Below are 22,387 nucleotides of genomic sequence, written 5' to 3'. Positions count from 1 at the left end.
CCCTGGGCTTCGGCGCGCGGGCGGTCTCGTGCTCGAAGGGAATGCACCATTCGGCCGATGACGTGGTCCCATTCGCCGGGATATGCTTTTCGAGTCCCTCCACCTCCTGCTGACCGGGGTGACGATGCGCTTGCTCCCGGCTGCAGCCTCCTCCACTTCGGTTTGGCGAAGCCGGCGCTGCACAGCCAGGACGGGGATGTTTGTCATGGCGCCCGGCAGGACAGCATCATCCCGGCGGAAATGCCGCAGCGCGCAGTTGCCGGCTTCCAGCGCCCCCAGGCTCCGCCGTCGACGGCTACGGCACAGCGGGCAACGAGACGGCGCCCCTCGAGCCGGGGCGCGGTAATCTTTGCGCCGCCAGTGTGCTGTTGCGCGAAGGTTGCCGCTAACGGACGTTTAACTCTTTCGAGGGGAGTATTCGGCTGTTTTTAATGTAAAGGCCCGCTGTCATGCTTCGCCTTCCCATCCGCATCGTCCTTCCGGCAGCCATTGGCGGCTTGGCGCTTCTTTCCGTGTCCATGTCCGGCCGCGATGCCTGGGAGGCGTACGGGCATTACGCGCACTCCAGAGCCTATTTGGATGTGAATCGAATTTCGGCGCTTCTGTTGAACGCTGCGGGTGATCTGGCCCAGGAGCGTGGGGTGACCAACGGGAGCTTGCATGCGGCTGCTCCCATTACCGTCCAGAAGCGCGACCAGATCGCGGCGCTCCGCCAGACCGCCACGCGGGCGTTGAGCGAAGCCATGGAGAAGCTCAAGGGCATTCCCGGGATGAGGGAGCGCGCGGACCTGCTGACCGCCTTGCAGAACTCCATGGCAGAATACGAGAACGTGCGCCGGAACGCCGATCTGGCGCTGTCCCAACCGGCGAACGGTCGAGACGCAGCTGTCAGGGACGCCTTCTTCCAGAATGTCACGACCTTCATTGCCGTCGTGCAGGACCTGCGTATGCTACTTGAGGCGCTGGTCCTGCCGGCCGCCCCGGAAACACTGCAACTGGTCCAGTTCCGCCACCAAGCCTTCGAGATCTCCGAGTTCGCTGGTCAGGAACGCGGACTCATGGGAGGCCTGATCGCCTCGGGAGCAGCACTGGACGCGGAGCGGGCGCGCTTCCTTGCGCACGGGCGCGGTCGGATTGAGGCAGCTTGGTCCGCCATGAAGGCCCTGCGGGCGCAACCGAACATGCCGCAGGAGGTTCTGCGCGCCATCGACCCCGTGGAAGCAGCCTATTTCCGCGACTTCGACGCCACCCGTCGAGCCGTACTCGAGGGGGCAGCCGAGGGAAGCTATCCGATTTCTGCGGATGAGTGGATCGGGCGGGCGACGGCAGGCATCAACACGATCCTGGCACTCTCTCGGGCGGTCAGCACAGAGGTGGAGGCTGCGGTCGCGGCCGCGGCCAGTTCCCGCCTCATCGCCCTTTCCACCAGCCTGGCGCTCCTCCTGGTCAGCACGGGCGTGGCCGCCGCCGCGGCTTGGCTTGTCCTCGTCCGGATCGTGGCGTCGCTCTCGGCCATGACCACCGCGATGGGGCGGCTCGCCGCCGGGGACAACACCGTCGATGTGCCCGGCACGGACCGCACGGACGAGGTCGGGGCCATGGCCGAGGCGGTGCTCGTCTTCAAACGCAATGCGATCGAGCGCTTGCGACTGGAGGCGGAGCAGGCGGAACAACGCGAGGCCCGTGAACGCCGCCTCCGCACGCAAGAGCAACTGATCGCCCGGTTCGAGGCCTCCGTTGCAACAACGCTGAAGACAGTGGCGTCGGCGGCGACCGAGTTGGACGGCACGGCGAAAAGCATGTCAAGCATCGCCGCGGAAGCAAGCCGGCAAGCCTCCGCGTCAGCGGCTGCGGCCGAGCAGACTTCCGCCAACGTCCAGACGGTTGCCTCCGCTGCGGAGGAGATGTCCGCGTCCATCCGCGAGATCGCCCAACAGGTTGCCCGGTCCAACAGCATCGCGGGCCAGGCGGTTCGCGAAACCGAGCGGACGGACGAAACCGTCCGCGGCCTCTCGGCGGCCGCCTCGCAGATCGGCGATGTCATCAAGCTGATCCAGGACATCGCGGCGAAAACCAACCTGCTGGCCTTGAACGCAACCATTGAGGCGGCCAGGGCCGGCGAGGCTGGCAAGGGCTTTGCCGTTGTCGCCAGCGAGGTGAAGGCGCTCGCGAACCAGACAGCCAGGGCCACCGAGGAAATCGGCCAGCAGATCGCGGCCATGCAGGAGGTCAGCAGCGAGGCGGTCACGGCGATCCAGGCGATCGGCCGTACCATCACCTCCATCAACGATGCGGCGTCCGCGATCGCGGCCGCGGTCGAGGAGCAGCACGCGACCACAGACGAAATCAGCCGGAATGTGCAGCAGGCGGCGGCTGGGACGCGGGAGGTTTCTACGAACATCGTCCAGGCCACGCAATCGGCTGCGGAAACCGGTGCTGCTGCACAGCAGGTCATGGGGGCGGCGGCCGAACTGTCCCGGCAGTCAGAGGGGTTACGCGCTGACGTCGAGCGGTTCCTGGACGGCATCCGGGCTGCATGAACCTGGCATTTGACGACCCTGCGGGCAAGCGTGGTCAGGATTGGGGCAAGTGCAGACCATCCAGCTTCATATCAGCCTTGCGGAAATGTAGCTAAATTTTAGCGAAATTACATGCGCATTTCTGCCTATCGGAGTATGTTTAGGCCTCAAGGATTAACCCATATGGGAGATCGCTATGAACTTGGGGCAGTTCCGGATTTCAGCGAAGATCTTTGCTCTCATCACCTTGCTCGCCGCAGTTGCTGCTATCATCACAGGTACCAGCATAGTTGGGCTGCGTGCGATGGAAGGCGCCGTCATAAAGGTGGAGGTCGCCGCGTCGGAGGCACTGCTGGGCGCGCGCATGAACACCGCTCTGGTCGCCCTCAGCAGAGCGGAATACGAACTGGCCGCGAATCCCACGCCCGACAGCCTGCGCGAAGCCGAGATCAGGATCGCCGAGGAAAGGCGGGGTCTGGAGGAGCGCTTGGCTACCATAAGGACCACAGCCGATAACGCGCAACGCGAGATGCTGCTTCGAGTGGAGGCCCTGTACGCTCGATACCTGCCGCGGCTGGAACAGACATTGGAGACGGCTAGGCGCAAGGTTGGTTCGGTCGAGCTCAGCGATGCACAGAGGGAATTGCTGGCGTCTGTGCAGGAAAGCCGCGAGGCGGCTTCTGCATTCCGGGCGGAAGTCGTGAAGTACCTTGAATATACTGACGAGCAGGCGGCGGCGACGGTCGAGTATTCCCGCAGGGCATACTTCCGCACGCTATGGACGATGTGCATCGTCGCAGGTGTCGGCATATTCATCGGCGTCGTTGCCGGGCGGCTTGTCTCGCAACGCGGCATCGTCAAGCCGATCGCCGCGGTTGCTGCCGGCCTCCGCCGCCTGGCCGAGGGGGACCTGAATGTCGAGGTGTTCGGGATCGGACGCCGGGACGAAATTGGCGACATCGCGGATGCCGCGCAGGTATTCAAGGAGAATGCCGTTACGCGGGTTCGGCTGGAGGCGGAGCAAAAGGCATCTACCGATCGCCAATTGCATCGGGCAAGGATGATCGAGGCGAACATTGAGCGGTTCGATGGCACGGTGCGATCTATGCTCGATGGCTTGGCCTCGGCTGCAACCGAGATGCGCGCCACCTCCGAAGGCATGTCGGCGACCGCTGAACAGACCAGCCGCCAAGCTCAGGCGGTAGCCGCCGGCGCCAACCAGGCGTCCAGCAACGTCCAGACCGTGGCAGCCGCCACGGAGGAACTGGCGGCCTCCATCCTTGAGGTAACCCGCCAGATGACGCAGTCCGCCAGCACCGCCGGGCGAGCGGTGGCTCAGGTGGAGCAGACGGACGGAGCCGTCCGGCACCTCTCCCAGGCGGTGGGGCGGATTGGAGAGGTGGCTGACCTGATCAAGTCGATTGCCGGTCAGACTAACCTGCTGGCCCTGAATGCTACCATCGAGGCGGCACGGGCTGGCGAGGCGGGAAAGGGCTTCGCCGTGGTCGCCAGCGAGGTCAAGAGCCTTGCAAATCAGACGGCCCAAGCCACGGAGGAGATCGCCTCCCAGATTGCCGCCGTGCAGGATGCGACACGCCAATCGGTCGAGGCAATTAGGATGATTGGCGGCACGGTCCGCGAAATGGACGGCATCTCCGCCCAGGTTGCCGCCGCGGCCGAGGAACAGTCTGCCGCGACATCGGAGATTACGCGGAACGTGACCGAAGCGGCCCGCGGCACGTCGGAGGTGTCGCAGAACATTGACGGGGTGAGCCAGGGTGCCGGTGAAACGGGCGCTGCAGCCAGCCAGGTGCTCGCCTCCGCCGGTGAGCTTGGGCGCCATGCTGGAGTATTGCGCAGCGAGGTCGACAGGTTTCTCGCGGCCATCCGCTCTGCCTGAGCAGCAGGGACCGGTCCAGCCGGGCGCATGGGAGCGTCCGGCTGGGGCGGGAAAGTTGCCCACAGCATCCGAGGAATTGAAGGAACCAAGCGATGTCATCCGCTTCTGCTGCGACCATCTCACTGCACCCGCGCGCACGGCTAGAAATGGCGCGTCGCTTAGGCATGCTGCAAGCCGAGCTCGGGAGCTACGTGCTTCAAATGTGCAAGCAGCGGGATTTTGTAGCTGCCGTTGCGCTGGACGGTGGACGGGCCGAAATCCTACAGGATTATGTGGGTGTTCTGGCAGACGCGACCGAACTGCTCTCTACGGTTCCCGACCTGATGCACGACTTGCAGCACGGGACGCCCAGTTCCGCGTCGGTACAACAAGTGCTGAGCAACTGCGCCAATGTCCTTGACCGGATCCAACTATACCGGCGACAGCTGACCACAGACGAAAATGCAGGACCGGCCGCTACGGTCAGGTTCGCAGGTGCAGCCTGCGAATAGCGGAATTCGCGTCCGCCCTGGAACGCTCCTGCTCATGCGATAAAGTGGGCTGGAGCGGCCGTGACCTACCGGGCTCAGTACGATTGCCGCAATCGGCAGGACGAGGTTTCCCTAAAGACGCTGCGGACCGACCTTGCAGGGCGCAGCAACACCCTTGTAACGACACGGCCGGCGCGCAGATTGCCGCAATTCATACTAAACCCGGCCCGATCGCAAGTGGCGGCTGCACGGATTTGCGATGAAACATATATCGGCCACACGGATGCTTTCCCCGCTTCAGGTGCTTGGCAGCTTATATATAGTTAACGTGCAAATAACCTTGAATCCATGCGCCATGTAATATGTATTAGCTACGGCTTGATCTGACAGGTGAAGGATTGTCCGGTTTTGGCGGACTGTCCGATTGCAGATTATGCGGCCATGAGCTTCTCCTTTGCCAGTGGAAGCGTGTCGAGGAAGGTCTGCATTGGGGTCTTGCCATAACACCAGCGCCCCTGGTGCGATCGCTCCTCATTGTACTGGCGCATCCAGGCGTCCAGATCCGCCTGCAGCTCCTCGATGCTGGCGTAGATGCGCTTGCGGAACGCGATCCGATAGAACTCGTCCAGGACGGTTTTGTGGAAGTGCTCGCAGATCCCATTGGTCTGCGGGCTCCTGGCCTTGGTGCGGCTGTGGTCGATGTTCTCCACCGCCAGATAGAGCTCATACTCATGGCTCTGGTGGCTGCCGCAGAACTCCGTGCCACGGTCGGTGAGGATGCGGCTGATGCGGATGGCGTGCTCGTCAAAGAAGGGCACCACCCGATCATTCAGGATCTCGGCCGCGGTGATCGGTGTCTTGCGGTCATAGAGCTTGGCGAAGGCCACCTTGCTGTAAGTGTCGATCACGGTCTGCTGGTACACCCGCCCTACACCCTTGAGCGTGCCCACATAGAAGGTGTCCTGGGCCACGCAATAGCCCGGGCATTCGCTCTCGAACTCGCCATGCGCCTCCTGGTCCTGGCGGGCCTTCTTCAGGGCCGCCAGCTGCGCCTCGGTGAGCACGCCGCCCTCCTGGGCCATCTTGGCTTCCAGCGCTTTCAGGCGCTTCTTCATGGTTTCCAGATCGTGGCGCTGCCAGACACAGCGCACACCGGCCGGGGATACGGACAGGCCTTGCTGCTTGAGCGCATTGGCGACCCGCAGCTGGCCCCAGGCCGGCTGTTCGACAGCCAGTTCGACAACAGCACGCTCGATCTCGGGGGCGACCCGGTTTTTCAGCACCGGCTTGCGCCGGGTCATCTCCCCTGCAGGGCCATCTCGCCCCCCTGCTCATAGAGCTCCTTGAAGCGGTAGAAGCTGTCGCGCGAGTAGCCCATGATCTGGCAGGCCTTGCTGACATTGCCGAGCTGCCGGGCCAATTCCAGCAGCCCGACCTTGGCACGAATGACTTTCTGCTCCTGGGTCATGTGACACCTCGTCCGATCCGCCGGGGCGTTGCGGAGCGCCGGCTCGGGTGAGCGCTCCGCAACGCCCTCGGCTCCTCCTCAAAACACAAGATGTCAGATTAAGTCTCAGCTAGTGCATGTAATACGAATGTATGCCGGATCTAGTTCCAACTCAGCTTGCCGCGGTGGAACCAGCACCGCAGAAGGGGAGAGCATGGTGCGGGCAACAATCCAAACTTTGATGTCTCGCGGGCGCACCCAGGACAGCCAGCGTGGCGCGGGCGCGGTTCTTGACAGGCTTCCCATTGCCGTCATGACCTGTGATATTCGAACTTTCCGGATCGACTATGCCAACGCGGAGTCTCGCAGGCTGCTGCAAAGCATCCGGCACGTGCTGCGGATCGACCCCGCCCAGATCGTAGGCACGAGTGTCGATATCTTCCACAAGCATCCTGAACATCAGCGCAGGCTGATGTCTGATCCGAAGAACCTGCCGCACAAGGCGCGCATCACGGTGGGGGAAGAAGTCCTAGACCTCCACATTGACGCCGTGCATGACATCAGGGGCACTTACACCCATGCGGCCCTGACCTGGTCGGTCGTAACTGAAAGGGTGCGGGTGGAAAAGGAAAGCCGCCGCCTGCTCCAGATGATCGACCGGATGCCGATCAATGTGATGACCTGCGATCCGGATGACGACTTCAGGATCAACTACCTGAACCAAACGAGCCGCGAAACGCTCAAGCGCATTGAAGCCCACCTTCCAACCCCGGCCGATAGGATGCTCGGCCAGACCATCGATGTTTTCCACAAGCAGCCAACGCACCAGCGCAAGCTGCTCGCGGATCCTAGGAATCTGCCGCATCAGGCCAACATCCGCGTCGGTCCCGAAGTATTGAACTTGCGCGTTTCCGCGATCACCGACGGAACCGGCGCCTATCTCGGGCCCATGCTCACCTGGGCCATCATCAGCGACCAAGTCAAAATGGAAGAAAGCGTGTCCGAGGTGGTGCGATCTGTGTCCGCCAGCGCCGCCCAGATGGACGGCTCCGCCCGGCACCTGCTCGAACTGGCTGGCAATGGCGTCGGTCTCGCCGGCTCGGTCGCCGAGGCGGCCGAGCAGATGTCGGCTGCGATCGGTGCGATCACCGACAGGATTGCCGAGGCCTCGCGCATCGCCGGAAGCGCGGCCGAGGAGGCGGAACGAACCGACGGCTTGGTGTCGGGGTTGGCCGAAGTGGCAGCGGAAGTGAGCAAGATCACCGACGTGATCGGAGCAATTGCCGCGCAGACGAACCTACTGGCCCTGAATGCTACAATCGAGGCGGCAAGGGCTGGCGAGGCCGGGAAGGGCTTCGCCGTGGTCGCCGGCGAGGTCAAGAGCCTGGCCAACCAAACCAGCCGGGCCACGGAGGACATCAAGCGTCAGATCGAGCGCATGCAGGAAGCCACCGGTGCCACTGTCGCGGCGATCGGCCGGATTGGCAGCACGATCCAAGCGCTAAACGCTATTGCGGCCCAGGTGGCCACGGCCGCGGAGGAACAGAGCGTCACCACGGCGGAGGTCTCCCGAAACATATCAGGCGTGTCCGCTGCGAGTCGTGAAACAGGGAACGCCGCCCAGACGGTGGGGAATGCGGCGACGCAACTGAATCAGGCGTCGGGCCGACTAAGTGCGGAGATCGACGAATTCTTGAAAGCGGCGCGTCGGTAGGAGCGGCAGCAAAGTGTCATTCAGCTAAAGGAAAAATATTCCCAAGAGTATGCAATGCAGGAAAGGCAAAGGCCAGAGCCACGGAGCATGTGCAACCGGAAACGACTGGCTGCTGTTCATGGCAGTTTCTGACCTCTTCCGCAACGGGGGGGAATGGGGCTGCCTTCGAATACGGCAATCCAAGGCGACCTTCGTGCGGAGCGACAAGCTCGAGAACCCGCGACAGGCCCGGTTTCTAGGCTGCTTGCTGGGCTTGGCAAGGCCCCTTGTCTCTGATGAGCTATGGGCGGTAGTGAAGCCGCTGTTGCCTCCAGAGCACCCGCGTCCGAAAGGTGGCCGCCCGCCGGTTGACAACCGGGCGGCGCTGACCGGGAGCCTGTTTGTGCCGAAGTCCGGCCTGCCCTGGGAGATGCTGCCCCAGGAGATGGGCTGCGGCTGCGGCATGAGTTGCTGGCGCCGGCTGCGGGACTGGCACCAGGCTGGTGTTTGGGACCGCCTGCATGGGGTGCTCCTTACCAAGCTGCACCAGACTGACCGCATCGATGGGACCCGTGCCTCGCTTGACAGCGCCGCGATCCGGGCAAAAAAAGGGGCGCTGGCACGGGCCCGAACCTGAACCTGAACCGCTCCGGATTTGTTGGTGTGGACGGCCCTACGGTATCGATTGTGCCAAAACGCCGCCTCGCAGATCGCCTCGGCATCATTGTGGTCGTTCTTGCTTTGCTTGACGAAGGGCTTCATGTACTGCGGCGGAATCAGCTTCACCCAGTTTTCCATGCCGGTGAGCAGACGCCCCCAGTGATGCGAACCAGCACAGGCTTCCAGGGCGACCTCCGTCGCCGAAAGCTTCTCAAAGAACCCTGCAATCTGCGACCGCCTCAATTCACGCCGAAGAACCGGACGCTCCTGGGCATCCACCCCGTGCAGCGTGAAGACATGTTTGGACGTGTCGATCGAAATGCGCTGGATCTCCATCTGCTGGCGCTCCCTCGGCGTTGGTCGATGACGCTACCTTGGCACAACGATGCCGTAGGGCCGTCCACACCAACAAACCCGGAGCGGTTCACTACTTTTATTCCTGCCGTTCGAGTTCCAGGAGGCGCTCGGCGAGGAGCAGCCGCGCCAAGCGGCCAGCCGGTCCCCGGAAGGGAAGCCGCACAATGTCGCCCATGCCCGCCTCCCACGATGTGGTATGCGTAACCCGGGTATTCCGTCAGGGCAGCGCGGGAGCTTGCGTTCCCGACGCCAGGAAAGCCTCCCGCAGTTCCAATGCTGCTGCCGCCACCCCCGCAAGCCGCGCCAGCACGATGCGCTGATCCGGCGCGAGCGATCGCGGGGCATGTGAAATGATGCAGAACGAGCCCAGGGCAAAGCCGTCGCGGGTCAGGATCGGGGCCCCGGCGTAGAAGCGGATATGCGGCTTGCCGGTAACCAAGGGGCTGTGAGCAAAACGGGCATCGAGCCGGGCATCCTCCACCACCAGCGGATCACGTTGTAGAATGGTTTTGCGACAGAAGGAGGTCGCGCGGGGCGTTTCCCTTGCGTCCAGCCCCCGGACCGACTTGAACTAGAGCCTGGACTCGTCCAGCAGGGAAATCAGTGCGATCGGCACGCCGAAATAGGCTTGCGCCCAGCGGGTCAGCCGGTCGAACGCCTCCTCGTCGGCAGTGTCCAGTATGCGGCGGGCATGCAGGGCCTCCAGCCGTTTTCGCTCCGCGTTAGTGCCATGGTCCATGATGTCCGAATGCATTGCGATCTCCTCTGCTCGACAATCCGGCACGGGCGGTCAGCGCGCCAGCACCTCGGCGGCCTGCTTGGTGCTGCCGACCGCGTGCGTGACCTGGTCCACGGCGGCCGCGATCTCGCCGATGCTTTTCGTGAGCGCTTCAACACCCGCCGCGGCGCTCTGCATGGTGCTCGACATGGCAAGGGTGACGGCGCTCTGCTCCTCGACGGCGCCGGCCGTGCCAGCCACATGCTCCCGCACCGTGCCGATGGCTCCGCGGATTTCCGTCAGCGCACCCACCACCTCGGATGAGACGTCTTGAACCTGCTGGATCTCCCGCGCGATCTGGCTGGTGGCATTGGCGGCCTGACCGGCCAGGTTCTTGACCTCGGTAGCCACCACGGCGAAGCCGCGCCCGGCTTCGCCGGCGCGGGCGGCCTCAATGGTGGCGTTGAGCGCCAGCAGGTTGATCTGGCCTGCGATCTGCCGGATCAGGTCGACGATGCCGGTCATCTGCTGCGCTGCGCCGACGAGTTGCTGGGTCGCACGGTCGGCAGCCTCGGCACGGCCGAAGGCGCCCTCGGCGGCCTCCCGCGACTTGACCATGCTTTCAGAGATTTCACGGATGGACGCGGACAGTTCCTCCACGCTGGAGGCGACCATCTGCACATCGCCGGAGGTGTGGGCCGCGGCTTGCGTGGCGCTGCGGGTCTGTTCCGTCGATGTGCGGATGGCGGTGTCGACCTCGGCGAAGTTCCCGTCGATCAGCGACTTGAGGCTGATCAGCAGGTCGACCTGCTTGGTGACGTCGGTGGCAAACTTCACCACCTTGCAGGGCCTTCCGTTCAGGTCGAGCACCGGATTGTAGGATGCCTCGATCCAGACCGAGGAGCCGCCCTTGCTGACTCTCTTGAACTGCCCGGCCTGGTATTCGCCACCCCGGAGGCGCTCCCAGAACTGTGTATACTCGGCTCTGCTTCGCGTCGCGGCATCCAGGAACATGGAATGGTGACGCCCCTGCACTTCGGAGAGCGTGTAGCCCAGGGCCTTCAGGAAGTTCGGGTTCGCCGTGCGGATAGTCCCGTCGAGCTCGAACTCGATGACGGCCTGCGACCGCTCAATCGCGTTCACTTTCCCGCGGAGGTCCGCATGCTCGGCTTTCTGCCGCGTCACATCGGTCGCGTACTTCACAACCTTGAACGTCCTGCCCTTGGCGTCGGCCACGGGATTGTAGGACGCCTCGATCCAGACCTCACGACCACCCTTGCCGATGCGCCTGTACTGGGCTGCGTGGAACTCGCCCCGACGGAGGCCGTCCCAGAACTGGCGGTAGTCCGCACTGTCCCGGCCACCGGGTTCCATGAACATGGAATGATGCCTACCCTGGATCTCCGCCAGGGAATAGCCCATCAGCTTGAGGAAATTCTCGTTGGCACCGAGGATTTGGCCTTCCGGCGTGAACTCGATGACAGCCAACGCCTTGTTCAGGGCGGCGAACTCCGCCTTGAGCGCCTGCAACTCGCGTGCTTGAGCTAGACCGAACATCCGCTATCTCCGAAGTTGGAACAGCCTGTGTACGGGAATGAACATAAAACAGATTATAAACCAGGATAAAATATAACGAAATTTTGGCTAGAATGCCCCATTCGGGTGAGGGGGTCGTCCGGACCTCATATTGAACCGCCATGGCAGGGCGGGTGCCCGCAGATGCACCAGGAAGGGAACCTGCCACTGGTCATTTTCATTGGTTCTGAAGTGATCGAGTGGGAGCGGCGACATGGAGAAATCCGTCCTTACGGATGTAGGAGTCCGCCTGCATTGCCTGAGCAACCTGGACATCTCGGGGCGCGGCTCGGTCGATCAGCTGGCACAAGCCGCCTGGGAGGCGCAGGGCGGACCGCCCTGCCTGCTTGCTGCACAAAGGCTGCTGGAGCAATGCCGGGCGGGTCGGGCCGTGTTCCTGGCCAGCGGTTGGCATGACCGCCAGGGCGTGAATTCCAGGATCGCCGAGACGGACGGCCCGCCGGGGGCTGCGGTGCTCGGACTTGCCCTGCACAAGGCAACCGGCGCAATTCCGGTGTTCCTCACCGAGGAGGACCTGATCGGGCCGATATCGCAGGTGGTGCGCGCGGCTGGGCTCAGCACCCTGCGCATCGAGGAGGCGGTCGCGGGCATGAAGAAGGCTCCGTCGCCCATCCATGGAGCCGCTGTCCTCCGGTTTCCGCGCAACCGCCAGGAGGCGGAGGCCCACGCCGATCACCTGTTGAACGCCTATGAACCCACTGCCCTCATTTCCGTGGAGGTTGGGGGGGAGGATAGCGAAGGGGAAATCCACACATTCCGCGGCACTCCGGCGACCGAGGCGACCCCGAAGTTCGATGCTCTGTTCAGGAAGGCGCGGGACCGGTGCCTTCTGACCGTCGGGATCGGGGACGGCGGCAATGAGCTCGGCTTCGGCAGCATCCGGGATCAGCTGGGCGGCGTGCTCAGCCGCGCTGCCGAAAAGGTCGGGCGGGATCCGGCGCCGGTCACCAAAGTCGAGGTGCTGGTGACGGCGGCCGTTTCGAATTGGGGGGCATATGCGGTCGCCGCCTGCCTCGCGGCGGCGAGTGGTAACCTGGACCTGCTCCACACGCCGGATGCGGAAAGCCGCCTGCTCACGGCCAGCGCGGACGCCGGGCTTATCGACGGAATGTCCGGGTATACAACACCCAGTGCTGATGGTATGCCGTTGGCCGTACACCGGGGGGTGCTGACCCTCATGGGGGAGATTGTCCGGCAGGCCACAGGTTAGGAGCAGCAGAGCGGCGGCACTGCCAAAGAAAAGACCGCCGATGAGCGGCGGTCTTCAGTTCTGGAGACGGCAACCATCCGTCAGCCGTTCACAACAGAGAACAGGAGCACTTGTCCCGCCTGGAGCATCTCATGCAGGCGCGGAAGCGCCGCCATGGGTACCGTTCCGTATAGGCAGGCGCCAAGGGTACCGACCCGGATGCAGGAACATGCCGGAAGCCCCTCTACCACTCATTGGCAAGCGTAGGCCTGTTGCGGAACATGATAGAAGCCGCCTTTTTGGCGGCAATCCGATAAGCATGGACTTCCCGACAATAAGCGCATGGGCCGCCGCAGACGGCATCGACCCCGACCTGAACGAGGGCGCCTTGCGCGCGATGCTCGCCAGTCTGTTGAGCACCGCCGACGCAGCGATCTTCGTCAAGGACAGGAGCGGCCGCTATCTGGCTATGAACGAGTACGGGGCCAGGCTCCACGGGTGCTCCGCAGAGTCGTTCATCGGCCGGCAGGACGCGGAGTTCCACAGCGGCGAGGATGTGGCCCGTTTCCGGGAGGGTGACCGCCACGTCCTGGAGGCCGGCACTGCGGTCACCTACGATGTGCCCGTCACCATCAATGGTGTCCGGTCCATCTTCTCCACGACGAAGTCGCCCGTGCGCGGCCCGGACGGGCAGGTGCTCGGGGTACTGGGAATTGCAAGGGACGTGACCGCGACGCGTCAGGTAGAGGAAGACGGTGAGCGCGTCCTTGAGCGGGAGGCATTCTTCCGGGGGGTTTTCGATGCGGAGGTAACCGGGGTCAGCATCTTCGACGCCGTGACCGGCGAGACCCTCGCGGCGAATGACCGGCTCCTGGACCTGCTGGGCTACACGCGGGAGGAATTCGACCGCGGCGAGATGGACTGGCGTGCCGTGACCCCGGCCGAGTACCTGCCCATGGACGAGCGTGCTGCCGCGCAGATCCGGGAAAGAGGCTGGGCAGACAGTTTCGAGAAGGAGTATGCGCGGCGGGACGGGACACGGATCTGGGTGCGGCTGCATTCCACGCCGGTTCCCGGGCGACACGGCCAGGTCGCCCTTTCCGTCGAGGACATCACCGCGTGGAGGGCGGCACAGGCGGAGCGGGAGGAACTGCTCGCGGACCTGAGGATGGAGCGTGCCCGCCTGGAGTTGGTGCTCGAGCAGATGCCCGTCGGGCTGATCGTCACCGAAGTTCCCTCCGGCCGCATCCTCTCCTACAACCGCGCGGCCGAGGAGATCCTTGGCCATCCCTTGCTTCCGGCCGACGATGTCGGGGGCTACGGCGCCTATGGCGGTTTGCATCCGGATGGTCGCCTGTACGCGCCGGAGGAGTATCCCACGGCCCGCGCTGTCCTCCTCGGCGAGCGGGTGGAGGACAGCAACCTGTTGTACCGGCGCCGGGATGGCACCACGCGTCGCCTGTCGGTCCGCGCGGCTCCCGTCGGCCCGCCCGGTGAGCCCCCCGAAGCGGTTGTGTGCGCCTTCCTGGACGTGGAGGATCAGCGCAGGGCGGAGGCTGCCCTCAAGGAAAGTGAGGCCCGGTTCCGCGGGGTGTTCGAGTCCCGGGTCATGGGCATGGCCATCTATGACGCGAACATTGATCAGGCGCTGGCGGTCAACGACCGCCTGCTGGAGATCACCGGGGGCAGCCGGGAGGAGTTCAATCGCGGCGAATGGCACTGGCGGAACACGACACCGCCCGAGTTCATCGAGGTGAGCCAGAGGGCCGTGGCGCAGATCCGCGAGCGCGGCTGGTGGGATCCGTACGAGAAGGATTTCCAGCACCGGGACGGACGGCGCGTCACCGCCCGCCTCACCTGCGCGCCTTTGCCCGGAGAGCCGGGCCGCATCGCTGTCACTGTCGAGGACATCACTAGCCGCAGGCGCGCGGAGGAGGCCCTTCGCCAGAGTGAGCAGCGATTCAGGGCATTGGCTGATTCCATGCCGCAGATCGTATGGTCTACCAGGCAGGACGGCTACCACGACTATTTCAACAGCCGCTGGTATGCGTACACGGGTGCTGGTGAGGGTGAGGCGGATGGCGATGCATGGCTCGCTCTTTTCCACCCCGACGACCGGGAATGCACCCGGCAGGTTTGGCACAATTCACTCGCGACTGGTGACCTATACGAAATGGAGTACCGGTTGCGGTCCAAAGATGGAGCATACCGTTGGTTCATCGGGCGGGCCCTGCCTGAGCGGGATGCGGATGGCCGGATCGTCCGGTGGTACGGGACATGCACCGACATTGAGGAGCAGAAGCGGTTCGAGGCGGAGCTCGCGGACAGCCGGACGCGTCTGGAACTGGCCCAGGAGGCTGCAGGTGTCGGCACCTTTGAATGGGATGTCAGGGCCAACGTGATGCGATGGTCGGCGTCCCTCTACAAACTCTACGGCCGGAACCCGGCGGAGGGACCCTACAGCCTGGAACGCTCGATCTCGCTTCTGCATCCCCATGACCAGTCCCGCGCCGTGGCAGCCGTCATGGACCTGGTGGAAAACCCGCGTCCGCTGGACGTGGAGTTCCGTGCGGTGCTGCCGGACGGCACGTTCCGCTGGCTGCTCACCCGGTACCGTCCTGAACCCGGTCTGGACGGACGTGCGGCAGTCGTCCGTGGCGTCGATATGGACATCACCGAGCGTAAGAGGGCGGAGGAGCGTGAGCAGCTGCTGATGCGGGAAGTGGATCATCGGGCCAAGAATGCTCTGGCCGTGGTCCTGTCCTTGGTGCGGCTCACCCGGGCCGACACGAAGGCCGAGTTCGCGGAGGCGATCGAAGGCCGGGTGGCGGCCATGGCGCGCGCGCATTCCCTGCTGGCCCGGGACAGGTGGACGGGCGGACGCCTCGCGGCCCTGCTCGCCGAGGAGCTCGATATGGTTTCGCCAGCGCAGGCCAACGTGTCCGGACCCGATATAACCTTTGTCGCCGACGCCGTCCTTCCTATCGGGCTCACCCTGCATGAGCTCGCGACCAATGCCGCCAAGTATGGCGCCCTCTCGACTGAGGCCGGGCGACTGGACGTAGGATGGCACATTGCGCCCGAGGGCGATCTGGTCCTGCTCTGGCGGGAGCGCGGCGGACCACCTGTGCAACCGCCGACGCGGAGTGGCTTCGGGTCGCTGCTGGTGCGCACCAGCATCGAGGAGCAACTGGGTGGCCGGTTGACCCTCGACTGGCGCCCGGCAGGGCTCTATCTGGAGATGCGGCTTCCGGCAGAGCACTGGACCTTTGCGGCTGCATCCGCCTCCAGCGAACCACAGGACGGTGCCGTTCCCCTTAGTCTCCCCCGGCGGGTCCTGGTAGTGGAGGACGGAGCCCTAATCGCCATGGAGCTCGAGGATGCCTTGCGCAAGTTGGGGTGTGACGTTGTAGGCCCGGCCCTGTCCCTTGCGCATGCCGAGCGCTTGGCGCGTGACGCCGAACTGGATGCGGCCGTGCTCGACGTGAACCTGCACGGGCAGTCATCGCTTGCCCTGGCGCGGAAACTACACGCGCGTGGCGTGCCGGTGTTGCTATGCACCGGCTATGAGGACGTCACGGACGCGGACGTGGAGAAATTGCCGCGGTTGGGCAAGCCGTTCTCAAGGTCGGCCTTGGAAGCGGCCTTGGCAAGGCTGGTCGCCAGGGAGCCGAAGCACCAAATCGGTTGAGGCGCCATTCACGACGACTGCGTCCAGTGTTGAGAGCGGCGAACCGCGCCGATGTGCGTGGCCAGCTGCGGGAGCAATGAACTTCTGCCGCGACGCCTTTCCATGCGTGTAGGCGACGCATACATGGGAATACCAGGCCGATGTATCAATGTGGTATGAAATGGTGGCCCAATTCAGTACCACCGAAGTCCGGAATAGACTCTTCCTCAAGGTCCCATGCCCCCCACCATGCTTTTGCCCAATAATGAACCGGGACCGGCCTATGGCGTCTGACCGAGATGCGGCCCGGAAGGTATGGCCGACGGGCGGCGGGACCATGGGAGCGCTGCTCCGGTCGCATGACTGGGCGCGTACGACCCTGGGGCCGGTGGAAGCCTGGCCACAAAGCTTGAAAACGGCGATCGGGATCATGCTCAGCACCCGGCATCCCGTTCACGTCTTCTGGGGTGCTGAGCACATCTGCTTCTACAACGACGGCTTCGCGGCTTCGCTTGGGCCGGAAAAGCATCCGGCCATCCTGGGGGCGCCTGGGCAGGATGCCTGGCCCGAGATCTGGCCCATCATCGGCCCCCAGATCGACCAGGTCATGGCTGGCGGAGAGCCGACCTGGCATGAGAACCAGCTGGTGTCCATCGTCCGGCATGGCAAGCAGGATGAAGTCTACTGGACCTACAGCTACGGCCCGATCGCCGACCCAGATGCCCCGGACGGCGTCGGCGGCGTGCTGGTGATCATCTCGGAAACCACCAAAGCGGTGCTCGCGCGCCATGAGCAGGATCTGCGTCTCCGGGCAACGCAGGCCAATGTCGGGGTCGGCATCCAGGAAGTGGATGCCGAAGGCCATTACCTTTTCATCAACGAGACGTTTACCCGGGTGACCGGCTACGTGCTCGCGGACTTCGACGGGCGGACTTTCTTTGATTCCATTGAGGGAGAGGACGACCGGGTCCAAGCGCACGACAACTTCGCCCGCCTGATCCGGGGCGAGGTGGACAGCTACGCCGAGGAGCGGCCCTATACCAGCAAGGGCGGCCGTCGCTGGTGGGCGGAGGTCCGGGTCACAGCCGTCCGGGACGGGCATGGACGCTTCCTGCACGCCATCCGTGCTGTCCAGGACGTCACCGCGAGGCGGGAGGCGGAGGAGGCGCTAAAGGCGGCACGCGACGAGGCAGAGCGGGCGCGCACCGTCGCCGAGGACGCCAACCGGGCCAAGTCGCGTTTCTTGGCCGCTGCGAGCCATGACCTGCGCCAACCCGCGATGGCGGCGGGCCTGTATCTGGGGCTGCTGGAGAGCCGCGTGCAGGATCCGGATCTCCGCGGCCTCGTGGAGATGGCCTCGTTGTCCCTGGAGGGCCTGCGCGGCATGTTGAACGGCCTTTTGGAAACGGCCCGCTTCGAGGCGGGCGTGGTCCAGCCAAAGCTGGAAGCCTTCGCGCTCCAGGGACTGCTGCACAGGTTGGGGGTAGAATTCGAGGGACCTGCGCGCGCGGCGCGGCTGTCGCTCAGGGTGCCGCCGACCACCGTTACCGTGCGGAGCGATCGCCTGCTGCTGGAGCTCATCCTGCGCAACCTGATTTCCAATGCCGTGAAGTACACCGAATCCGGCGAGGTGGCCGTAGCATGCGTGCGCGAGGAGGGGTGGGTGCGCATAGACGTCACCGATACCGGACCGGGCATACGGCCGGAGCACCTGGAGCGGATTTTCGACGATTTCGCGCAGCTGGGAGAGGAGAGCCGGTCAACGGGCTTTGGACTGGGCCTGTCCACGGCCCGGCGCGCGGCTGCTGTGCTGGAGCACAAACTGGAGGTGCGCTCAAGTCCCGGGTGCGGGTCGACGTTCAGCGTCTGGGTTCCGGAGGGAAGGGAGACCGCCCCGCCGCCGTTGCCGCGATGCCAGGAAAGAGCTCTGGCAGCACACAAGGTTCTGATCGTAGAAGACGACCGGATGGTGGCGGCGGCCCTGTCCATGACCTTGGAGGATTGGGGGCTGGAGGCCACCGTTGCGCACTCCGTTGCGGATGCGCGAAAGGAATTGGCACGGGAGCGGTTCGGTGTGGTCATCTCGGATTTCCAGCTGCCGGACGGCGACGGGTTTGATGCGATAGAGGCAGCACGGGCAGCGGGCTCCGCCTCCGTCCTGCTGACCGGGGATACCAGGCCGCGGACCCTCCGGAGAGCCCACGAGGCAGGTTTGCGGCTGCTGACCAAGCCAGTGGACGTATGGGCGCTAAGGGAAACGGTGCTGGCGCTTACGGATGAACGCGCAGCCACGAAGCCAGACCGGCGGTAGCAGGAGCGAGGTAGGGCCTTCTCCAGCTGCAAGTCGCCTGGCGAGCACGCGCAGGCATGTTCGCCCTGTGCTGATTCGCTATCCCGGCGGAAACCCTGGCCTCCGGCGCCAGCCGCAGCGGCGGACCCGATCGGGGGCGGGCAGGGCGGCGATGTCATGCGACGGCAGGGGGAGCGCTAGCATCCGTCCCGTTCGAGGCCGTCGGCGGGCAATCCCAACCCGCGCGGACAGGATCTCTCCCGTTACGGGTGGCTGCGGCATCTATGCCGGTGCGAGCTTTTTCTGCAGCCGTCTCGATAGGCCGCTATGATGCAGGTACATCTCGTCGAACTTGCCTGCGTCCGCGAGACTTGCGGCGTCGTTGACCATCAGTTTCTGCCCGTCAATGTCGATCAGCCCGGCTTCTCGGAGGCGGCGCAACGTCCGGTTCACGTGGACAAGGCTGAGCCCAAGCGCATCCGCCAGGGTTTCCTGAGTGACCGGCAGAATGAACTGCCCTTTGTATGCCAGCTGGACGACTTGCAAGCGACGCAGCAACTCGGCGAGGAGATGCGCCATGCGCTCGAAGGCGGTGCGCCGCCCCAAGCTGAGCAGCCGCTCGGCGATGATCGACTCCTCCCGGGCACTCGACCAGGCAAGCGCGGCGGCAAGCCGGGGGAAGCGCTTGAAGATCTCGACGATCCGGTCGATTTCCACTGCGGCCGTGGTCGCGCCTGTCAGCGTGGTCACAGTATGGTCGGCAATTTCGAAGAGGTGGGCATACAACCCGATAAAGTCGCCGGGAATAACGAAGTTGACCACCTGCCGGCGACCGTCCGGGAGCGCCTTGTGGCGGATCGCCCACCCGGAGAGCAAGACATGGGCGGAGGCAAACTGCTCCCCCTGATGGATGATGTCGATCCGCGGCCGCACCACTTCGGCCCGGTCCACAAGCTGGCTTATATATGCCCGCTCCGGTTCAGAGAGTGGAACATAGCTCTCTAGCTTGAGGTGCAGCGCCGTTTCTTTCCGATCGGAGCCCAGCAGAGAGCAAGATTTTGGGGCCATCAACCTGACCTTTGTATGCCAACTGTCATCCTGCTCATCGGTTATACCGTCCGATGGAGACCCACGGATCATGGGCTGAAGAGGATTCCGCTTTTGCCCCGGGAAGGGCTATGTCCTGGGTTAAACCAGATGAGATTTTATTGAGTACAGATTGCGACGCTTCGGCCGCGGAACTGTTAATGGACCCGCCGTCGGCGTGTCGGCGTGTAATCTCTAAAGGCGTGGTACGTGGGGGCGTTCTCATGGGTAATAATCAGGATGGGGTCATGGGGCGGGCTGCATTCTCGATTTGCGAGAGCCTGTTGCTGACGCTCCTTGATCGCGGGCTCCTGAAGACGGAGGACGTGGTCGACGCCCTCGAGGACGCGGCTGCCGCTCATCGCAATGCGAATGGCTCGGCCGAGCACAGGGAGCGCGAGGCTGCGGCGGCTCAAGTGATCGAAGCACTCATTGGAAACCTCCCTTCGATGCAGCAGGGCCAGGACACGGTGCCGAAAGACAATACCTGAGAGCGGGAAGGCGGGGCCGCGCCAAGCCGGAGCTTCCGGTCTCGTCACGGAATGTCAGCGAGGCGGGAGCACCTCACCGGCCGGTCGAAGGTCTTCCTCCCCTATGGGGAAGTTGATGACGCAAGCGACACCGGTCGGCGCATAGTCGAGGCGAACGTTTCCGTCCAATTCGTGCGCAAGCATCTGCTCGATCAGCTGCGATCCGAATCCTCTCCGGTGCGGGGACGTGACCGCGGGGCCGCCGGCCTCCTGCCATGTCAAGGTAAGCCGGCGCGGCGACGCTCCGTCGAGCGACCATTCTAACCGTACGCTGCCACCCTCCCGCGATAGGGCGCCATACTTTGCGGCGTTCGTGCAAAGCTCGTGGAGAGCCATGACGACTGATACCGCAGCACGCGCAGGCACGCGAACACGCGGGCCAGCTATGGCGAAGTTGCCGGCCCTTCCGCGGTATGGAGCGGTTACCGTGCCCACGACGTCGTGAAGTTCAGTGGCCCCCCAGTTTTCCTTGGTGAGCAGGGCGTACGCGTTGGCGAGAGCCAACATGCGGCTCTCGAAATCCAGGCTCGCCTCGTTCCGCTGCTGCCCGATGGTCATCCGGGCGATGCCCAGGACCAAGGATAGCGTGTTTTTCAGGCGGTGGTTCAACTCACCGATCAGGAGCCGCTGATGTTCCTCTAACCGGACGCGCTCCGTCACGTCGGAGCCCTGGACGAGAATGCCCGTGACCTGTCCCGCCCTGTCGGTGATCGGCTGGAAAGCCCAGTCCGTGAAGCGCTCCCCTGCCGGTGGTGTGGCTTCGCCCTCAAGAGAAACATTCAAGGCACGGCCCGTATGCGCCTCTCCGGTGGCGTGGACACGGTCCAGGATATCAAGGAATGCTTGGTGGTCAGGTCCGCAGAGCGCCTCGCGGGCGGTCTTCCCGACCAAGCGGTGGCGGCCCGGGAGCCGCAGGAAAGCATTGCTGGCGAAGCTCACCCTGTGGGCAGGGCCTTCGAAATAGGCAAGGTAGCCGGGCGCCTGCCCAATGAGCGTCCGCAGCCGCTCAGCTTCTTCGCAAGTGGATCTCGCACTGGACTCCCCCGCCATCTCCCAGCCTGTGCAGAACACGCCCGACACTCGCCCGTCCCGGTCGCGCACGGGCGTGGACGAGAAGCGGAAGCGGGCCGCGCCTGGATCGCCGTTCCGGCGAAGATCGAAAGGAATGCCAAGTGTATCGGCGACTTCGCCTGCGTAGACGCGGTCCAGGACCGGGCCAGCGCGCTCCGCCAGGCGGCCGAACACATCCGCGAAGGCTTGCCCCAGCGCCGACGGATGCTGCTGCCTGCACAACGGGATGAAGGCGTCATTGTACAGCAAGGTGCGCTCGGGTCCCCAGACAATGAACGTTGGCTGGTTTGAGCCGAGCATCACGGACACCAGGGCCTTCAGGGACTGCGGCCAGCCAGCGGCCTGGCCGAGCGGCGTTTCGGACCAATCGCGCGCGCGCATGAGCGTACCGGTGTGCCCCCCGCCGGCCAGGAATGCCAGGCGCGTGCCAGCCAATTCACTGATCATGATCCGCCGAACGCCTTTTCGAGGTGGTGGTTTGCCGATCCGAGAGGACAGCTTGGGCGAGGATGGGCCCGAAACGCGATCTCGACTCCGGAGAAGCGCCGCTACGATAGATGGGTGCTGACGCCAGGGCAGTTGCGCACCTGGGGTCGAGGGGAATGCCGTTTAGGACGCACGTGCGGACTCCATGCGGGAAATGCAGTGTTCCTTATGCTAATCATTCGCGTTGATGCTGGCGGGAATGTGCGTACCGATCCTAGCAGGTCGGTACGCGGTACGTCTTTAACCTATGACCAATTACGGGTGCTCCCCGGTGCCGCTTGTCCTTCTGGGGATGGCTGGCGCAGGCGTGGATTTCCGATGTTGAGCTTCCATGTGCCCGTCGAGTGCCAGCCCCTACGGTGTTGGCGTCCGGCAGAAACTTCACCAGCCGGATGTGCTGGCAAACTTGGACTGAGGCGCCGACCCAGTGGCCTTTGTCGACACGCGTTTGTCGATAGTCCTTCGCTTGACGGCCCCATGGGCCCGCTGAGTGCGGCCAGGCACGATTTGAGAGTTCCGGATGCCGATAGCGAAACGCTCGATATTCGTGCCTTGGGCATGCGATCGGCAGGTGACCTTTCCGGCCCGATGCCGCCGAATTCTGTGCCGCAGGGAAGGATGCCGTGCCGACTTCTCCTAGGCCTCTCGCCGTCCCGCTGCAAGCTCTATCCGCGGGCGCCCTGTCCGGGGGCGGTATGTCTGGTG

The 22,387-nt window shown here is 64.2% G+C and carries 13 protein-coding genes and 3 pseudogenes; 9 read left to right on the top strand and 7 right to left on the bottom strand.

Annotated features, from left to right (window positions below; translation table 11 throughout):
* The first annotated feature begins 449 nt into the window (after positions 1 to 449).
* The 3 genes from DOL89_RS21755 (at position 450) to DOL89_RS21745 (ending at position 4,910) form a co-directional block, all read left to right on the top strand.
* Positions 450 to 2,540 carry a methyl-accepting chemotaxis protein gene (locus DOL89_RS21755; RefSeq protein WP_119681483.1) on the top strand — a complete coding sequence of 697 codons (2,091 nt, stop codon included), beginning with the start codon at positions 450 to 452 and terminating at the stop codon, positions 2,538 to 2,540.
* 175 nt (positions 2,541 to 2,715) lie between these two features.
* Positions 2,716 to 4,419 (top strand): methyl-accepting chemotaxis protein, encoded by a 1,704-nt coding sequence (locus DOL89_RS21750; protein WP_119681482.1) that lies wholly within the window; start codon positions 2,716 to 2,718, stop codon positions 4,417 to 4,419.
* 92 nt (positions 4,420 to 4,511) lie between these two features.
* The gene (locus DOL89_RS21745; RefSeq protein WP_119681481.1) at positions 4,512 to 4,910 is read left to right on the top strand and encodes a hypothetical protein; all 399 of its coding nucleotides are present in this window, start codon (positions 4,512 to 4,514) and stop codon (positions 4,908 to 4,910) included.
* Between the two features lie 410 nt (positions 4,911 to 5,320).
* Here the strand turns inward: DOL89_RS21745 and DOL89_RS21740 are convergent.
* Positions 5,321 to 6,357: pseudogene (locus tag DOL89_RS21740) on the bottom strand (IS481 family transposase).
* 193 nt (positions 6,358 to 6,550) lie between these two features.
* On the opposite strand from DOL89_RS21740, the gene DOL89_RS21735 reads away from it, so the two are divergent.
* Together DOL89_RS21735 and DOL89_RS21730 are read left to right on the top strand one after the other, a co-directional pair.
* Entirely contained in the window at positions 6,551 to 8,050 is a 1,500-nt protein-coding gene (locus DOL89_RS21735; protein ID WP_162937779.1) for a methyl-accepting chemotaxis protein, read from the top strand.
* A 253-nt stretch (positions 8,051 to 8,303) separates the two neighbouring features.
* Positions 8,304 to 8,651 (top strand): annotated as a pseudogene (locus tag DOL89_RS21730) (transposase); the annotation flags it as partial.
* Positions 8,652 to 8,728: 77 nt separating this feature from the next.
* Here DOL89_RS21730 and DOL89_RS25705 read toward each other — a convergent pair.
* From DOL89_RS25705 to DOL89_RS21710, 4 genes and pseudogenes are all read right to left on the bottom strand, one after another.
* Positions 8,729 to 9,025 (bottom strand): annotated as a pseudogene (locus DOL89_RS25705) (IS110 family transposase); the annotation flags it as partial.
* 238 nt (positions 9,026 to 9,263) lie between these two features.
* Entirely contained in the window at positions 9,264 to 9,599 is a 336-nt protein-coding gene (locus DOL89_RS21720) for a GAF domain-containing protein (RefSeq protein WP_119681479.1), read from the bottom strand.
* Positions 9,600 to 9,617: 18 nt separating this feature from the next.
* Complete coding sequence (locus tag DOL89_RS21715; protein ID WP_119681478.1) at positions 9,618 to 9,800, bottom strand: hypothetical protein; 183 nt, start codon at positions 9,798 to 9,800, stop codon at positions 9,618 to 9,620.
* A 36-nt stretch (positions 9,801 to 9,836) separates the two neighbouring features.
* Complete coding sequence (locus DOL89_RS21710; protein WP_119681477.1) at positions 9,837 to 11,321, bottom strand: methyl-accepting chemotaxis protein; 1,485 nt, start codon at positions 11,319 to 11,321, stop codon at positions 9,837 to 9,839.
* Between the two features lie 232 nt (positions 11,322 to 11,553).
* Between DOL89_RS21710 and DOL89_RS21705 the strand changes: the two genes are divergently transcribed.
* From DOL89_RS21705 to DOL89_RS21695, 3 genes are all read left to right on the top strand, one after another.
* Positions 11,554 to 12,570 carry a glutamate cyclase domain-containing protein gene (locus DOL89_RS21705; protein ID WP_119681476.1) on the top strand — a complete coding sequence of 339 codons (1,017 nt, stop codon included), beginning with the start codon at positions 11,554 to 11,556 and terminating at the stop codon, positions 12,568 to 12,570.
* Positions 12,571 to 12,868: 298 nt separating this feature from the next.
* Positions 12,869 to 16,240 carry a PAS domain S-box protein gene (locus DOL89_RS21700; RefSeq protein ID WP_162937778.1) on the top strand — a complete coding sequence of 1,124 codons (3,372 nt, stop codon included), beginning with the start codon at positions 12,869 to 12,871 and terminating at the stop codon, positions 16,238 to 16,240.
* 409 nt (positions 16,241 to 16,649) lie between these two features.
* Positions 16,650 to 18,530: a PAS domain-containing hybrid sensor histidine kinase/response regulator gene (locus DOL89_RS21695; protein ID WP_162937777.1), complete on the top strand. Its 1,881-nt coding sequence runs from the start codon at positions 16,650 to 16,652 to the stop codon at positions 18,528 to 18,530.
* A gap of 261 nt (positions 18,531 to 18,791) precedes the next feature.
* Here the strand turns inward: DOL89_RS21695 and DOL89_RS21690 are convergent, their stop codons facing one another.
* Positions 18,792 to 19,577, bottom strand: coding sequence for a Crp/Fnr family transcriptional regulator (locus tag DOL89_RS21690; protein WP_162937776.1), 786 nt, complete (start codon positions 19,575 to 19,577; stop codon positions 18,792 to 18,794).
* Between the two features lie 242 nt (positions 19,578 to 19,819).
* Between DOL89_RS21690 and DOL89_RS21685 the strand changes: the two genes are divergently transcribed.
* Positions 19,820 to 20,086, top strand: a complete 267-nt coding sequence (locus DOL89_RS21685) for a hypothetical protein (RefSeq protein ID WP_162937775.1) — start codon at positions 19,820 to 19,822, stop codon at positions 20,084 to 20,086.
* A gap of 54 nt (positions 20,087 to 20,140) precedes the next feature.
* On the opposite strand, the gene DOL89_RS21680 is transcribed toward DOL89_RS21685, so the two are convergent.
* A complete protein-coding gene (locus DOL89_RS21680) occupies positions 20,141 to 21,643 on the bottom strand; it encodes a sensor histidine kinase (protein ID WP_119681471.1) in 1,503 nt (500 codons plus the stop codon).
* Positions 21,644 to 22,387 lie beyond the last annotated feature (744 nt).

Source organism: Indioceanicola profundi (genome assembly GCF_003568845.1).
GTDB classification, from domain to species: domain Bacteria; phylum Pseudomonadota; class Alphaproteobacteria; order Azospirillales; family Azospirillaceae; genus Indioceanicola; species Indioceanicola profundi.
Note: the sequence above shows the minus strand (reverse complement) of the source record. Positions and strands in the feature narration are given on the sequence as shown.

Coding starts and splice junctions, on each gene's coding strand:
- DOL89_RS21715 (WP_119681478.1), bottom strand. CDS start 9,800: ATGCATTCGGACATCATGGACCATGGCACTAACGCGGAGCGAAAACGG.
- DOL89_RS21735 (WP_162937779.1), top strand. CDS start 6,551: ATGGTGCGGGCAACAATCCAAACTTTGATGTCTCGCGGGCGCACCCAG.
- DOL89_RS21680 (WP_119681471.1), bottom strand. CDS start 21,643: ATGATCAGTGAATTGGCTGGCACGCGCCTGGCATTCCTGGCCGGCGGG.
- DOL89_RS21745 (WP_119681481.1), top strand. CDS start 4,512: ATGTCATCCGCTTCTGCTGCGACCATCTCACTGCACCCGCGCGCACGG.
- DOL89_RS21685 (WP_162937775.1), top strand. CDS start 19,820: ATGGGTAATAATCAGGATGGGGTCATGGGGCGGGCTGCATTCTCGATT.
- DOL89_RS21690 (WP_162937776.1), bottom strand. CDS start 19,577: ATGGCCCCAAAATCTTGCTCTCTGCTGGGCTCCGATCGGAAAGAAACG.
- DOL89_RS21710 (WP_119681477.1), bottom strand. CDS start 11,321: ATGTTCGGTCTAGCTCAAGCACGCGAGTTGCAGGCGCTCAAGGCGGAG.
- DOL89_RS21705 (WP_119681476.1), top strand. CDS start 11,554: ATGGAGAAATCCGTCCTTACGGATGTAGGAGTCCGCCTGCATTGCCTG.
- DOL89_RS21755 (WP_119681483.1), top strand. CDS start 450: ATGCTTCGCCTTCCCATCCGCATCGTCCTTCCGGCAGCCATTGGCGGC.
- DOL89_RS21750 (WP_119681482.1), top strand. CDS start 2,716: ATGAACTTGGGGCAGTTCCGGATTTCAGCGAAGATCTTTGCTCTCATC.
- DOL89_RS21700 (WP_162937778.1), top strand. CDS start 12,869: ATGGACTTCCCGACAATAAGCGCATGGGCCGCCGCAGACGGCATCGAC.
- DOL89_RS21695 (WP_162937777.1), top strand. CDS start 16,650: ATGCTCAGCACCCGGCATCCCGTTCACGTCTTCTGGGGTGCTGAGCAC.